Annotated in this window: 10 protein-coding genes and 1 other annotated feature; of the genes, 2 read left to right on the top strand and 8 right to left on the bottom strand. The window is 41.4% G+C overall.

Annotated elements, in window-relative coordinates:
* Positions 1 to 53 precede the first annotated feature (53 nt).
* The 3 genes from HGJ98_RS18170 to HGJ98_RS18160 all read right to left on the bottom strand — a co-directional run bounded on the left by HGJ98_RS18170 (position 54) and on the right by HGJ98_RS18160 (position 5,139).
* Entirely contained in the window at positions 54 to 1,268 is a 1,215-nt protein-coding gene (locus HGJ98_RS18170; RefSeq protein WP_291353097.1) for a lactate utilization protein B, read from the bottom strand.
* Positions 1,265 to 2,242, bottom strand: a complete 978-nt coding sequence (locus tag HGJ98_RS18165; RefSeq protein WP_291353096.1) for a (Fe-S)-binding protein — start codon at positions 2,240 to 2,242, stop codon at positions 1,265 to 1,267. The genes HGJ98_RS18170 and HGJ98_RS18165 overlap by 4 nt, the downstream gene beginning before the upstream one ends.
* A 248-nt stretch (positions 2,243 to 2,490) precedes the next feature.
* A complete protein-coding gene (locus HGJ98_RS18160; RefSeq protein ID WP_291353095.1) occupies positions 2,491 to 5,139 on the bottom strand; it encodes an EAL domain-containing protein in 2,649 nt (882 codons plus the stop codon).
* A 283-nt stretch (positions 5,140 to 5,422) separates the two neighbouring features.
* Here HGJ98_RS18160 and HGJ98_RS18155 point away from each other — a divergent pair, with 283 nt between their 5' ends.
* Together HGJ98_RS18155 and HGJ98_RS18150 are read left to right on the top strand one after the other, a co-directional pair.
* A complete protein-coding gene (locus HGJ98_RS18155; protein WP_291353094.1) occupies positions 5,423 to 6,346 on the top strand; it encodes a M23 family metallopeptidase in 924 nt (307 codons plus the stop codon).
* On the top strand, positions 6,339 to 6,770 hold the full coding sequence (locus HGJ98_RS18150) for a polymer-forming cytoskeletal protein (RefSeq protein ID WP_291353093.1): 432 nt from the start codon (positions 6,339 to 6,341) through the stop codon (positions 6,768 to 6,770). Before HGJ98_RS18155 ends, HGJ98_RS18150 begins: the two co-directional genes overlap by 8 nt.
* A 135-nt stretch (positions 6,771 to 6,905) precedes the next feature.
* Here the strand turns inward: HGJ98_RS18150 and HGJ98_RS18145 are convergent, their stop codons facing one another.
* The 5 genes from HGJ98_RS18145 to HGJ98_RS18125 form a co-directional block, all read right to left on the bottom strand.
* Positions 6,906 to 8,429, bottom strand: a complete 1,524-nt coding sequence (locus HGJ98_RS18145) for a 2-isopropylmalate synthase (protein ID WP_291353092.1) — start codon at positions 8,427 to 8,429, stop codon at positions 6,906 to 6,908.
* A gap of 41 nt (positions 8,430 to 8,470) precedes the next feature.
* Positions 8,471 to 8,807, bottom strand: a binding site (T-box leader).
* Positions 8,808 to 8,861: 54 nt separating this feature from the next.
* Complete coding sequence (locus tag HGJ98_RS18140) at positions 8,862 to 10,280, bottom strand: MFS transporter (protein ID WP_291353091.1); 1,419 nt, start codon at positions 10,278 to 10,280, stop codon at positions 8,862 to 8,864.
* 384 nt (positions 10,281 to 10,664) lie between these two features.
* A complete protein-coding gene (locus tag HGJ98_RS18135) occupies positions 10,665 to 11,957 on the bottom strand; it encodes an HlyD family efflux transporter periplasmic adaptor subunit (protein WP_291353090.1) in 1,293 nt (430 codons plus the stop codon).
* Between the two features lie 70 nt (positions 11,958 to 12,027).
* Positions 12,028 to 14,406, bottom strand: coding sequence for an FtsX-like permease family protein (locus tag HGJ98_RS18130; RefSeq protein WP_291353089.1), 2,379 nt, complete (start codon positions 14,404 to 14,406; stop codon positions 12,028 to 12,030).
* On the bottom strand, positions 14,400 to 15,104 hold the full coding sequence (locus tag HGJ98_RS18125; RefSeq protein ID WP_291353088.1) for an ABC transporter ATP-binding protein: 705 nt from the start codon (positions 15,102 to 15,104) through the stop codon (positions 14,400 to 14,402). Before HGJ98_RS18125 ends, HGJ98_RS18130 begins: the two co-directional genes overlap by 7 nt.
* Between the last annotated feature and the right edge of the window lie 91 nt (positions 15,105 to 15,195).

The following is a 15,195-nucleotide window of genomic DNA, read 5'->3' as shown; positions in this document are numbered from 1 at the left end:
AAAAAACATCTGTGGACTTACCACAAATGTTTTTTTTACAGTTAATTTTATAGTTAATCTTCGTATTTACCGTAAACAATGCGTTCACGAAGTTCTCCAATCATGCCAGGAACATTGATACTCATCGGGCAACGCTCTACACATCTTCCGCATCGCAGACAGGAATAAACCAGTGGAGCTGCTTTCTCCATACCTCCCGACACAAATGCCGTCCAAATTGTACCTATGCCGCCCATATAGGTGTGTCCAAAATGACCAGCTGTTACCTGGAACACAGGGCATTCATACATACATCCACCACAACGCAGACAATGCAAGGCCTGACTAAATTTTTCTTCTTTTGCCATTTCTTTTCGGCCATTATCTACAAATATAACATAAAATTCCTTAGGACCGTGGGCCCCGTAAGTTGTTACTTTTTCGATATCACCGGTTTTACTCGGACCGCTCACAATATTAACGTAACCCGGAACACCATACTGAGCATATCGCCAAGTAACCTCAGCGACTTTCATAGCATCCTGGAATGTCGGCACTAATTTTTCAACTCCGACCATTACTATATGAACTGGAGGAGCACCCGTTGCCAGTCGCACGTTTCCTTCATTTTCAATAATAACCATCGCGCCGGTATCCGCCGCCACGACATTGGCTCCACTGATTCCTATATCCGCAGTAAAGTACTTTTCGCGAAGGAATTCCCGCACGACCTTTACTTCTTCAGCAATATCTGGCGGTACTTCTTTGTTAAAGAACTTACTGAAAACCTCTGCCACTTGCTCTCGGGGCACATGAATTGATGGAGAGAGAATGTGCATCGGCCGTTCCTTACGTAGTTGAAGTATGAACTCCCCCAAGTCAGTTTCCCAAACCTCGTTGCCATTATCCTCTAGGTATTCCCGTAGATGAAGCTCTTCACCCAGCATGCTTTTGCCTTTAACCACAGTTTTACCCTTGCCAATAATGCCGAGGGCAATTTCCAGAGCAGCCTGATGATCTTTCGCGTAAAACGCTTTCCCTTTATTGCGCTCTACCGAGGCCATCGCTTGTTCCACTAAATTATCCAAGTTAGCCATGGACTGGCTCTTGATCTCCTGCACTTCTTCTGCCAACTGTGGAGTATGAGGAAAGCGCTCTAAGGTTTCAGCAACAGTATTGCGATAAGAAGTTACCGCTCTGGAGATTGCTGTTCTGATATTCTTATCCTCACTTGCTGCGTTAAGGGACTTTTCATAATTAACGAAGTCCTTTCTAAAATCCACGGTCATGCTTTAACCCCCCTATATAGGAATTCTATCAAATCTTCAATAACCGCCGAGTCTCCTTTTGCTAGTCCTCCTTCTAGGGCTGACAGACAATATGGACAAGACGTTAAAATATGCTCTGAGCCGCTTTCTTTTAACTCATTCACCCGACGACCGCCAATGACATGAGATAACTCAGGGAAGAGGATTTTAATCGGTCCACCGCAACAGGATGTCCATTCTCGGTTCATAGCAGCTTCTTTAACCTCAACTCCAACGCTTTCCAGGATATCTCGCAATTCTTGGTGAATACTCAATTCACGTGCCAAACGACATGAGTCATGAATAACTACTGATTTGGATTGAATCTTCGCTAGTTTCTCACGGCGTTCCCAAACTAAATCCACAAAGGTACGGATTTCAAAGTCAAAATCCTTGACCATTTTTGGATAAATAAACTTAAAGACTTCTGCCGCATGAGGAGAGAGGCAAACGATCGTTTTAGCACCACTCTTCTTGATAACTTCTACGACTCTCTGTACGTATTTTTCCATATCTTCGAGATATCCCAGTTCATATAATAAGGCTCCACTATAGAGCTCATCATTTCCTGAGTAACAGAATTCATATTCCAGCTCTTTAAGTACTTTTGCTGCTTTAAAACAGACGGAATTATACCGATCCTTATCTTTCGCAAGAACTGAAGCATACATCTTTTCCGGGCTGAAACCGGTCTTATTCAGAAGATTCCGTGCACCCATCATCATGGAAAAAACTTTACTTCCTTGATCAAGATGAGTAATCGTTTTAACCAAGGAGTCAATAAAGGGGAGCATCTGATATTCTCCGCCTGTATAGAAAAGCAATTCCCCTTTAACCGGTAAGTTAAGTCCCTTAGCCCAGGAAGCAACCTCCGAACCCTTTAAGGCTAGCGGGCTGCCATGCTTAATAATATTTTCACTTATGACGTCAAGAACCATTGGCATTTTTGTTTCCACAATCTAACACGTCCTCCCTTATTAATATCTCGGAAATACCTAGGTTCTTAGATCCAGGTATTTTTCTCCATTTAGAAAGCGCGCATCGATTCTCTCTTAGCGCGCCTCATTATTCGCCTATAACGAAAAACAGCGTAACTGCACTAATTCTATTATAAATAAAAACTACAGTAAAAGTAACCCCATCAATGTATTGTATTATGTATACCTGTTGATAGATTGTTGCAAACCGGTATTGACGATAGATTTCATTTAGATCTACCTTTTTCGAATATACGGTTGATGGACTCTTCAGGTTCTGGTTTTCCGAGGTAGTACCCCTGTAGGTAATCACATTTTGCCTTGATTAAATAGTTAAGTTGGTCTAAGGTCTCAACCCCTTCAGCGATTGTCTTAATGTCTAGCTTACTCGCCAAGGATATAATCGATTCTGTTAAGCTGCTATGCCGGTAGTTTGAGGTATCCGTTTCTTGAATAAATGCTTTATCTATTTTCAACAGGTTGATGGGAAGTTTTCTTAAATAACTTAGGGAGGAATAACCCGTACCAAAATCATCGAGTGCAATTTTAACTCCCAATTCCTTCAACAAATTCAATTCATTAGCTATGAATTGATAACTATCAATAAAGATATTTTCAGTAACTTCTAATTCTAGACTTGTTGGCTTAAGACTCGCTGACTGCAAGACTTTTATTACCATTTCGTGAAAGTTCTTTTGCCTTAACTGAATCGGTGAAATATTGACGGCCATTACAAGGTCGCATCGATAGTTAGTTTCAAGCCTTTTACAAGTGCGAATAGCTGTGTTCAAAACCCATTCGCCTATGGTTATGATTAGCCCTGTTTCTTCTGCTATCGGTATAAATTCCATGGGACTTATGAGGCCTAATTGGGGACAATTCCAGCGTAATAGAGCTTCAAACCCCCGAAGTTTCCCTGTACTGGTGATATACTGAGGCTGATAATGCACGATAAACTCATTTTTTTCTATGGCATTTCTTAATAATTGTTCAATACTTGTTCTTCGCAAAAGATCTTCTTTCATACTTTTATTAAAAAGCTGATAGCCGTTTTTTCCGGCTTCTTTCGCTTTATACATAGCAGTATCTGCATTTTTAATAAGTTCCTCAGCCGTGTCTCCATCCTCTGGACAGATTGCAACTCCAAAACTGGCCGTAAGATTAATCAGGTTATGATTCACCATAAAGGGTTCTAGTAAACTAAACTCTATTTTTTCCAAGAGGGTAATTAGGTCCTCTTTCTCTTTTACATCTTCGAGCAAGATGGAAAACTCATCCCCACCTAGACGAGAAACTATATGCTTTCCATGTACGCAGTTCTGTAGTCTTTTAGAGGCCTCGATTAGAATATCGTTTCCAGTTTGATGTCCTAAAGTGTCATTGACTCTTTTAAAGTTGTCTAAATCTAAGAAGATAATACTCACTTTGCTACCCTTATCTTTAGAGTTGGCAATAGCATTTTTTAATCTGTTGGTGAAAAGTATCCTATTCGGTAGATCTGTTATGAAGTCATAATAGGCCAAATGTTTAATTGTTTGTTCATTTTCCTTAAGAGTTGTTATATCATGATTTGTACATAATACTCCGATAATCTTTCTATTTTGATCAAACATAGGGGATAGTGTCACGTCATAATATCCAATACCTTTTTCCTTTTCCCTTACATATCTATAGGTAAAGGATTTGCTTTTACCTGTCCTAATTACCTTTGAAAAAACGTTACTCCACTTTTTGATATAACCAGAATCATTTTGAATATCCTTAAGGGTTTTACCAATAAGCTGCTCATTTGGAATATCTGCCACTTTAGCGAAGGCTTGATTGACAGTTATGATAACTCCTTCGCAATTACAACTATAAATAAAATCCTGTGAATTGTCAGCAAGTGCTTTATATCGTTCTTCACTTTGTTCTATGAGGGTTTTATTAGTTATAATTTCATCAAATTGCTGCCTTAACTCTTCCTCAGTTCCCGCTAATTCTTCGTAAAGAGTCTTCAGTTCTCTATTCTTGTTTTTCAAATCCATTTCATAGAGAACATTTGCCGTAATATCCTGCAGCACGCCTAAAACTTTAACAGGCTTTCCGGAGGAATTGTAGGCCACTTCAGCAACTGAATGAATGTACCTTTCTTCAGACGTATTTGCTTTTTTAATTTTGAATTGAATATTGTATTCCGCACCTGCATAAATCAAGCGCTCTAAAGCCCTATCTAATTTAGGACGATCTTTAGAATCAACCACATTTTGCACTTGTTCTAGTGGTAAAATGTGGGACACTCTGTTTATGCCATACAGCCGAAAGGCTTCTTCAGAAGCCCAAACAGTCTTAGTCTCTAGGTCAATTTCCCAATTTCCTACATGAGCGAGTGCTTGAGCTCGGTTAAGCCTTCTTTCACTCTCTTTTAGAAGTTGGGTGCTCTGATCCAACTCTTCCATTTGCTGTCTTAATTCTTCTTCTGTGGCTGTTATTTCCTCATAAAGTCCACTAAGTTGTTCGTTTTTATCGAGTAACTCTTGTTCCTTTTCTTTTAGACTCGTGATATCACTAAATATAGTTGCAAAATAACCTTTCTTGTTGGAAGCGACCTCAACACGATACCATCGCCCGAATGTCTCACTGTATTCTTCAAAGGAGGTAGGAATACCAGTTAAGGCAACTTCGGCATAGACTTCTAACCACTTAAATCTGTCTTGTGAATAATTAGGCAATAGTTCGTTGACTCTCTTTCCAATCACACAGTCACGTGTTAGATCAGTTAGGCTCTCAAAGGCTTTATTCACTTCTATATATTCATAATCTATGGGGCAGCCATCTTCATTGGTAATAATCTTATGATATGCAAAGGCATGGGAATAAGATGATTCAAAATTCACACTTTGCCCTCCATCAAAATTCGCCCATTTAAACTTATAAACTATTATATTCCTTCCATATTCTTTCTTTATCTGTAAACTCCTTCTTTGGAAAGCATTTTATTTACTCTAATTGAAAATTATGTTTTGGGTAAACTATTTTCTGGTATGTTCTGTTAGGGAGGTTTCTTGACAAGTCGTAAAATGAAGTTTATTGTACTCATAGGAAATTTAATAATTACAAGGCAATTGAAAAAATATACAAAGTATCACAATATGTCAATTTACATTCTGGAGGAATCAGATGAAAGATAAATATACCATTATATTCATTCCGCCTGATGATTCTGACACCCGCCAGCTTCAATTTTCGAAGCTTGGGAAGCGGTTCATTAAGGCAGGCCTGCTTCTTATAGGAGTATTAATTATCGGTTTATCGGCGCGAAACCTGTATCTAAGCTATTACATAAACAACTTAAAACCCACGAGTGAACACATTACTCAACTCAAATCCACCATTGCAGAGCGCGATCAAGAAATATCCGACTTAAAGGAAACTTCCATTCAAATGACCGAAGATCTCTCACGAATTAAGGACTTAGAGGGTAAACTCTCTTCTATGCTACAAATTAATCCGACATCCTCTGCCTCAACATCCCTTAGTCGAAGTATCAACCCAGACGCTCAGAATTTCATTTTAGCAAACACGCCCGTTCAAACTTCTAACCAAAGTGCCCAAATTGTAGCTGACCATTTAAATCTCTTAGAGAAATACTATGAAGCAGCTGTTCTACAAAAGGGACGTCTAGACCATACCCCGAGCATACTTCCAGTCGAAGGTGAAATAACCTCCCCTCACGGTTATCGCCAGAATCCCTTTGGTGGCTGGTCAAAAGAATTTCATAACGGAATCGATATAGCCTGTAACTACGGAACTCCAATTTTAGCTACTGCCGATGGTATTGTTACCTTTTCGGGCAGAAACTCAGTTTTTGGTCTTAGAGTTGATATTGATCACGGCGACGGAATCAAAACCTTTTATGGTCATAATTCCCGTCTCCTGGTAAAGGAAGGGGATTTAGTAAAAAAACGTGACCTTATCGCCTACAGCGGAAATTCCGGGCGAAGTACAGGATCTCATCTTCATTATGGCATCACAGTTAATGGAAAGAATGTAGATCCCTTAACGTTTACAATTATAACAAAGGAGCGTAATGAGGATGTTTAAAAAACTTTCAAACTCTCAATTAAATGGAGACACTACGTTTATTGCTACTGAGTGCCAAATAACCGGATCCCTTATCATCAATGGAAATGCAAGAATTGATGGAAAAATTGAAGGTAGTATCCAAGCTACCGGGGATTTGACGGTTGGTAATAGCGCTTACTTAAAAGCTGATATTGAGGCTAACACTGTGAGCATTGCCGGGGAAGTACACGGAAACATAAAGACGACAGATCTGTTAGAATTAAATGCTACTGCACGCCTATTTGGTGATATCTGTACACGTCAATTTAAGGTTGAACAAGGTGCTCAATTTATGGGAATGAGTCAACTCTTCGAAGAAGCTGCTCCTTCTTTAGTTGTTCATGAAACTAGTAAGGAACCCCGCTCGGCAAAGGAAACAAAACGAGTATCATCAGGAGCCTAAATCGGAAATTCAATCTAAAACTCTCCTCATTAACTCTTAAGGGAAGTCGAACTGTCATTTCAGTTTGACTTCCCTCGTTTTCGTGGCTCTGTTACGTTCTTCACACTTTGTTGATTTGAAACCTTTCAGGTCCCTTTATACAACCTTTGCCTGCGAAGTGCGAAGGTCTTTCTTATCCAAGGCATTAATATATGCCTTAGCACTAGCTTCAATAATATCCGTAGAAAAACCCTTACCTACTACAAGGCGACCATCCTCATAGCGCAATTTAACCGTTGCTTCACCTAGAGCCTCGCTGCTCCGGGTTACAGATTTCAGTGTATAGTCTTCCAAAGTTGCATTATTTCCTGTTATCCTGTCAATGGTGTTAAAAAGAGCGTTCACCGGTCCATTCCCACAAGCAGCATCCGTCATCATCGTTCCTTCTATTTCTAGGGTCACGGTGGCTGTTGCCATCTCGACGCCATTTGTCGCAATAGACATACTCTCTAGGACAATACTATTTGCTATACTTCCTGAATCCCCCATTAGCACATAGAGATCCTGGTCGAATACCTCTTTCTTCAAATCCGCTAACTGCAAAAATCGTTGATACACATCATCAAGCTGATCCCCTTCTACCTTGTACCCTAACTCCTCTAAGCAATGCTTCAGAGCATGCCTTCCTGATCTAGCAGTAAGGCTGATAAGGTTTTGTGGAACTCCAATAGTTTCAGGTTGAATAATCTCGTAGGTTTCTCGGTCTTTGAGAACTCCATCTTGATGAATGCCTGAGGCATGATTAAAGGCATTAGCGCCGACAATCGCCTTATGGTCCGGGACGGTCACGCCTGTAATCCTGGAAACAAGCCTACTAGTGGCCGATATCTCGCGAGTATTAATGTTGCTCTTTACCCCATAGCCGTCACGCCGGGTGTAAATTGACATGATTACTTCTTCCAGGGAAGTATTTCCCGCCCGTTCGCCGATACCATTGATGGTTCCCTCCACTTGGCTGGCACCCGCTTTAATACCTGCTAAAGAGTTGGCCGTTGCCATTCCTAAATCATTGTGACAATGAACGCTCACAATCGCTTTATCGATGTTCTTGACATTTTTAAGGACAGATGCAATCAGTTCTCCGTATTCCCACGGATTTGCATAGCCAACCGTATCCGGGATATTAACAACAGTAGCTCCTGCAGTTATTACATTCTCGATTACTCTTGCTAAGAAGATCGGGTCACTGCGAAAAGCATCTTCTGCGTAAAACTCTACATCGCTTACATATTTTTTTGCATATCTGACAGCTGCTACAGCCTGTTCCACAACTTGGTCAGGGTTTAATTTTAATTTCTTCTCCATGTGAACCGGTGAAACCCCAATTCCCGTATGAATTCGGGGATACTCTGCTTTGCGTAGAGCTTGAGCACAAAGATCAATATCTGGGGCTACAGCTCTGGTCAAACCACAGATGATAACTCCTTTAAGTTCTTTGGCAATGGTTTGGACAGATTCCATATCTCCAGGGGAAGATGCTGGAAAACCTGCTTCAATGATATCCACACCAAGCTTGACTAATTGGCGACCTATTTCTAACTTTTCTTTGACATTAAGAGTAATCCCTAAGGATTGCTCCCCATCTCTGAGGGTAGTATCAAATACATATAATTTACGCATTTTCAAATTCCTCCTTCAAAATAAATAAACCCTTCGTCTCTGATTGAGACGAAGGGTTAGTTCGCGGTACCACTCAAGTTGACAGCAAAATGCTGTCTTCTCTGCAGATACGGGGCTTATCGATATTCGTGGTTCGTTGTTCGTGGTTCGACCGAAAAGAATTACATAGATCGAACGACTAACATCGAACGACGATCTTCGAGTCATCCGATATCTCCTTCCTTTTAACGGTGGAAGCTCCGTCCGAGCCTACTTTAAATTATTTCGGTCGGCTACTCGAGGAAGAGTTCCAAACCCATGCCTTTACTGCCTTTCACCACCCGGCAGCTCTCTAAAAACGGCAATAGGGAATGTACTATTTCCTCTCATCGTCATTTTACCAGTTTTAAATATTTTACACTAGTTTCAGTGATTGTCAAGATCAATCGAAGGCTATTTTGAAACATTAGTTGCTTTGATATAATTTTTTCGGCTGTAGGATATTACTGCTGCAAGAAGAGCAATACCCATGGCGACTAGCATCACCGAACGATACGCAAACATAAATTCTTCTACTTGACCCGGTTGGGGCAGTGAGACACCACCCCATAGTTCAAATAATGAAACAGATAGAGCAATACCGATCACCATGCCAAGATTCCTGACGAGGCTATTAATCCCCCCTGCAATACTTAGTTTTTGAGGGGAAACCGAGCTCATCACGCTGCTGTTGTTCGGAGATTGGAACATGCCAGCTCCTAAGCCCATCAACATGGGGCCGGGAATAATCCGGATGAAACTTGCTGTGGTGGAGAGTGTGGAGAAATAAAACAAACCGAGGGCAGTTATAAGCAACCCGCTCGTTGTTAGAATCATAGGTCCCAATCTGTCCGAAGCATGACCACTAATTGGCGCTACAATAGCCATTACCATTGGGAAGATCATCAGTATCAATCCAACCTGTGAGGGTTTATAATTTAAAATTCCTTGTAAGTAAAAGGGCAACAGCATAGTGTTAGCAAACATAGCTACAAAGGACAGCCCACCTGAGAGATTACCAATAAGAAAAGGACGATTCCGGAAGAGAGATAAGTGAATCATTGGATGTTGGACTTTACGCTCAGTCATAACGAAGAGGATGATGGATACCATTCCTAGTATTAAACTCCCCAGAACAGGAAGACTTGACCAACCCCACGCCTCACCATTAGTAATTCCCAAAAGTACAGCAAGCATTCCGAAGGTAAATGTAAAAGCACCCGTAAAGTCAAAACGTTCTTTTTCTTTGTTCGGAACATCGTTAGGCAAAATCATAAGGACAGCAGCATAGCCAATAATGCCAATGGGGATGTTTATAAAAAAGATCGAACGCCAGCTAGTTAAGCCAATGATGACTCCACCTAAAGCTGGGCCTGTCAGCGAACCTAGGGCAACGACTGTCCCAATCAAGCCAAGGGCTCTTCCCCGCTCCTTAGGCGGAAATATTGCTGTAATAATAGCAGCACTATTTGACATTAACATGGAAGCTCCTATCGCTTGCAGAACCCTAGTCCCAACAAGAAACCAGATAGTTTGGGCAAATCCACAAAGAACTGAACCTAGAGTAAAGATTATAAAACCAAAGGCAAAGATCCTTTTGCGTCCTAACATATCAGCAATCCGTCCGAAGATTGGTAATAAACTGGTAATTGTTAAAAGATAGGCGCTAACCACCCATTGTAGTGTTGAAAGATCTGAATGGAGTTGACTAGATATAGTTGGCAGGGCTACGTTTACTATGCTGCTGTCTAGGGTAGACATAAATGTGCCAATAGCAACCGTGGCTAAAACATACCAGCGATAATTTGGAGAATCTTTAATTGTATGTAACATCATCTTTCTCCCCTCTGGTTACAAAGTATCTTCTAAAATTTTCTAGCTTATTATATCAAGGCTCTTTACAACCATCAACAACTTGGGTAATTAAGAAAAACGCTACGCGTCTTTTACGATACATGTCTTTCTGAGGCATAGCCGAAGAATCTTGACTTCTGCACTATTCCACACAAGTTAAGATCCTTCGCTGCGCTCAGGATGAAAGCTACTCAAGGGCTATATCATCCTGAAGGAGGTACAACTGAAGGATCTAGGGCTTATGATTCTTCACTTCGTTCAGAACGACAAAAGCGTAAAAAAAGAACCACGCAAAGGTGGTTCCTTTCTAACCATCACCTGAGTATTCTCTCCTTGCTTGGAAAATCTGTATAAATAATCTCTTTAAAAAATCTCTTTAAGGCGTTTACCTTCATTAAGCTCTTTTAAGTTAGGATCTTGCAAAACAAGATCCCCCTCGGCTAACCCTTCCTTAATTATTACTTGACTGTCATTCTCTAATCCCTTTTTAACCGGTATAATGGCAGCTTTGCCTTCCCGAATTATCCAGACTGCATCCCCGTCTTGATAGGGAAAAAGGGCAGTTTTGGGGATCATTAGCTGATCAGGAACCTCTAAAATAGTGAATTTTACATCGACGTTGCTGCCTAGGACGACCTTGGGAGCGTTTTCTGCCAGTTGAATGGTAACCTTAACACGGTTTTCCTTAAGCCCAAGGGGAGATACCCTCTCAACCGCTGAGATAGCGACTTGATCAACCGTACCTTCAAATGTCTTATTACCTGAGCTGGTTGCTTGAATCACTTGAACTAAACTCCCTACATTGACATCAAGAGCATCGCTGGCCAGAACAAAGCTCTCTAATTTATAACCTTCATTTGTGAACACGGTCATAATTTGTTGACCTTGAGGGATGACATTACCTTCTTTAAGCGTAAGATCTTTGATAACCCCGTCCTGCCAAGCGATTACAGAGGCTTTATTTATCTTATCTTCTAACTGGTCGATTTTTGCTTGAAGAGCTTTTTTCTGATGACTATAATACAGTTCCGTCCCTTGAGAGGTCTGATGTTGCTCATATATAAGTTGTAAGCCAAATCTCTGCTGCTCTAAGAGATTTTTTGCTCTCTCCAAGGTTCTTTCTGCTTCTTCATATTGAACACGTGAGATCGATCCGGCATCATAGAGCGCCTTCATTCGAGTCAAATTATCTTCCTCTGCCTGAGCATCCTTTTCCGCTAGCTGTATGAGTAAGGTTTGTTGGGCGATTTGCGCCTCATTAGGACGTTTATAACTCTGTAAGCGTTGCCCTTCGATGCTTTGCAATTGGGACTTCAGCCCTTCCAGTTGATACTGTAAATCACTGGTATTCATCTCCAGAAGCACTTGTCCTTTTTTTACACTATCCCCATTCTGAACCTTGAGAGATTGAAGTTCTCCCTCAAAGGGGTTGAAGATCGGCCACTCCTGGGCTACCATAACCTCCCCTTCCTCTGTAAACCCTTTACTAAAGTCTTGGGTCTGTAGAGCAATAACATTGACGGGCAAAGGCATGGTTTTAGAGATTGTGACGGAAATAAGCATCACAAGTATAAGCCCTCCAAAAATTAAGACCTTACGTTTAGGTAGTTTAAACAGTTTGGGGGATAGATTTAGCTTAGATTTTTCAACGGCCATTTTTCTCCTCCTACTCTTAATTTGAAATTTACAATTTAAACACATAATTACTAACTAACCATGGATTGCTTTAGTCCCGAGTTGCAAGAATCTCTACATAAGGAAGGGATTTTATTTTGTAGTAGGCCCTGCTTTGGGCTACCAGAACCGAAAAGGCAGTTCCTGCAGCTGCGCCTAACAAAGCTACCGGCGGCAGGTCGGCCGGCAGAGAGTACATATCATTGCTCATTGACTGCGCCATACTTATGCTTAAACCGTAAGCCATGGGTATCCCGAGCAAGATTCCAAAACCATACAATGTCCACTGTTCTGAGGTGATCACCCTTAATACCTCTCTGGGTGTCATTCCTAGCACTCGGAGGGACGCTAATTCGCGCTTCCTTTCTGATAGAGAGATGATACTAGCATTATAAATAAGCGCAAACCCGCAAAAACCTCCGAGAATGGCGAGGAGCCAAACCGTAAAGCCAAAGGATCCCATCATTTTTTCGATTTTTGCTCCTGTATCTTCTAAGGATTCGATAGAAGATACGTTACTGGCATTTTGGTATTTGCTTTTCATGGCCCCTATTTCAGTAGAATCCATCCTGATCAACATGGCTGTGCTGATTTCTCCTTGCCTTAGAAATCGCTGTAGTTCTGTATCTTTCATAAAGGCATTAAGTCCGACATATTGGGGGACAACCCCTTGGACCAACAAATTCTGACCCTTTTGACTAAGGGTCTCTCTCCGCAAGGGACTTTCTACGTAAATGGTATCCCCAACTTTAACGTTTAAGGATTTGGCTAAATGTTCCGATAGCAAAACTCCGTGGTCAGGAACCTCCAGACGTCGGCCGTTTTTATCTAGAATATTGTAGAGTGTCGACTCTTTAGAGAGACCCATAAGCGCCACTTCTTTCTTTAACCAACCGTTTCTCAAAGATGCAGGTACTTCTAACAAAGGTTCAACCTTTGATACCCCAGGTTCATGGGCGACAGCAAATTTCGTCGTTCCGGTAGGGGAAGGTCGGGCTAGCTGTAACTTGACATCAAAGGTTTGAACCTGCTCTAACTGGACCACGGTTAATAATTTAGTCATGTTTTGCATGGACCAAGACACTGTCATTAGGCTAAAAACAACAGCGATCCCTATGATATTAAAGAGACTCCTGGTGGGAGTGCGAAACACATCTCGAATACCCATCTGGGCTTGAGACGAGAGGGTTTGCCAAAACCACGTAAATTTTTCGATCAAGGTTTTGCGCGCAGTCCCTGGGGCCGGAGGCCTCATGGCTTCGGCAGGTTGCAAACGCAAAATATCCAAGCTCCCTTTTACTCCACTGAGAACGCTAAAGATAAACGCCAGGGCTAGGCTGAAAAGGAGGTATTTCAGTGAGAATTCACTTTTAAGACCGGGTAGAGCAAAGAATTCTTTGTACAGATCGGTTAAGGGAAAGGAGAGAGCTACTCCAGATAGTCCTCCGAGCAATCCCCCCGCTGTTCCAATAACTACAGGATAGGTTAGATAATGCAAGACTATCTCTCGATCCGTAAAGCCAAAGGCCTTTAAATTCCCGATGGACACTCGCTGCTGTTCTATAAGCCGTCTCAACATAGTGTATAAGATAATGGCCGCTACTCCTAAAAAAACCACAGGAAGGGTTTTGGTCATGGTTCGTATTTGTTTTATTTCACTGGTAAGAATGGCGTGACTTGTTTGATCTTTACGGGGAACAATACTTCGTACACCATAAGGTTTTAACTCAGCCTGGAGACTGTCTTTTACCGAATCAAAGCTTGCTCCATTCTTCAAAGTAATCACAATATCATTGACTTGTCCTTTTTCCTTCACAAGGGCTTTGAGGGTATTAAATGGAACGTAGGCAATGCCAAATTCTTCAGGCGAAGGATAAATATCTTGAGAATTTCTCATAATGTAGATAAATTCGGGACTTTGGGCAGTTCCTGTAATGTAGAAGGAAACTTGATTCCCATCAATACTTACGTTAATTAAATCTCCTAGCGATAAATGGTTGGCTGCTAAGTATTTAGGATCTACCAGAATTTCTGGTTGGTTTTCTTTGGGAAGTTGTCCCTCGATAAGATGAATCTGATTAATATATTGGGTATTGCCCGGGTTGAGAGTAACCATTTTAAGATATCGATTCGAGTCTTTCTGCTCGTCTATGACACGAACTTCTTTGACAATACGCCCTGCTGCATGATCGATCCCAGGCAAGAACGTGAGAGAATTCACTTTGTTCTCTGGATACCCTGTTACTGTTATAAATCCCTCAGCAAAATTTGTTTCCGTATAAAATTCCTGCTGTGCCTGATCCATACTCTCCACGGCAACGGACATTGAGGTATAGAGGATTAAGCCTAAGGCAATGACCATAACACAAGCGAGATAAACCCCAATATTCTCTTTGATATCTCTCCAAGTCTTTCTTCTAAGCATCACCATGATATCTCCTCAGGACAAAGTGGTTTTTCAATCACTTTAACATCGTCCAATAACCCGTCTTTTAAATAGAAAACCCGGTTGGCCATTTTGGCGATTTCTACATTATGCGTGATAATCATGACAGTCTTATGGTATTCCCGATTTAACTTCTGCAAGGCTTTTAGAACCTGAATGCCTGTTTGAATATCTAAGGCACCCGTCGGCTCATCACAAAGGAGAAGCTCAGGGTTTTTAACAATGGCTCGAGCAATGGCCACTCGCTGCTGCTGTCCTCCTGAGAGTTGGGATGGAAAATGACCGGACCAGTTTTCCAGACCGACTTCACGTAAGATATCTGAGACTGAGAGTGGATTTTGAGCAATTTCCACCGCTAGTCTTACATTTTCATAGGTTGTGAGATTTGGCATTAAGTTATAGTTTTGAAAGACGAAGCCCACTTCATTGCGCCGATAAAGTGTAAGCTGTTGGTCATCAATCATATGCAAGGGCTGTCCCTTGTAATAGAGCTCTCCTGAGGATGCCTGAGTCATCCCACCGATAATATTTAGTAACGTTGTCTTCCCTGAGCCGCTTTGGCCCAATACAACAATAAATTCTCCGTAATAAATCCGGAAGTCAATCCCCTTTAAGACTTCAATTTCCACTTCACCAGTACGATAGAGCTTACGCAAATCCTTTCCTTCCATAAGAACGTCCATCCTCTGACCTCCTCGAAAATTACTAATTCAGTCCATTGCCATAAAACAACTCAATGGCTATGTCATCCTGAAGGAGGGACGACTGAAGGAT

It is taken from the genome of Desulfosporosinus sp. (assembly GCF_014237355.1).
Lineage (GTDB): Bacteria > Bacillota > Desulfitobacteriia > Desulfitobacteriales > Desulfitobacteriaceae > Desulfosporosinus.
The sequence above is the reverse complement of the archived record's forward strand: the minus strand, read 5'-3'. Positions and strand labels throughout refer to the sequence as shown.

Excerpts from the sequence above, each read along its gene's own strand:
- HGJ98_RS18170 (WP_291353097.1), bottom strand. The coding sequence starts at position 1,268 with ATGACCGTGGATTTTAGAAAGGACTTCGTTAATTATGAAAAGTCCCTT.
- HGJ98_RS18155 (WP_291353094.1), top strand. The coding sequence starts at position 5,423 with ATGAAAGATAAATATACCATTATATTCATTCCGCCTGATGATTCTGAC.
- HGJ98_RS18150 (WP_291353093.1), top strand. The coding sequence starts at position 6,339 with ATGTTTAAAAAACTTTCAAACTCTCAATTAAATGGAGACACTACGTTT.
- HGJ98_RS18145 (WP_291353092.1), bottom strand. The coding sequence starts at position 8,429 with ATGCGTAAATTATATGTATTTGATACTACCCTCAGAGATGGGGAGCAA.
- HGJ98_RS18140 (WP_291353091.1), bottom strand. The coding sequence starts at position 10,280 with ATGTTACATACAATTAAAGATTCTCCAAATTATCGCTGGTATGTTTTA.
- HGJ98_RS18135 (WP_291353090.1), bottom strand. The coding sequence starts at position 11,957 with ATGGCCGTTGAAAAATCTAAGCTAAATCTATCCCCCAAACTGTTTAAA.
- HGJ98_RS18130 (WP_291353089.1), bottom strand. The coding sequence starts at position 14,406 with ATGGTGATGCTTAGAAGAAAGACTTGGAGAGATATCAAAGAGAATATT.
- HGJ98_RS18125 (WP_291353088.1), bottom strand. The coding sequence starts at position 15,104 with ATGGACGTTCTTATGGAAGGAAAGGATTTGCGTAAGCTCTATCGTACT.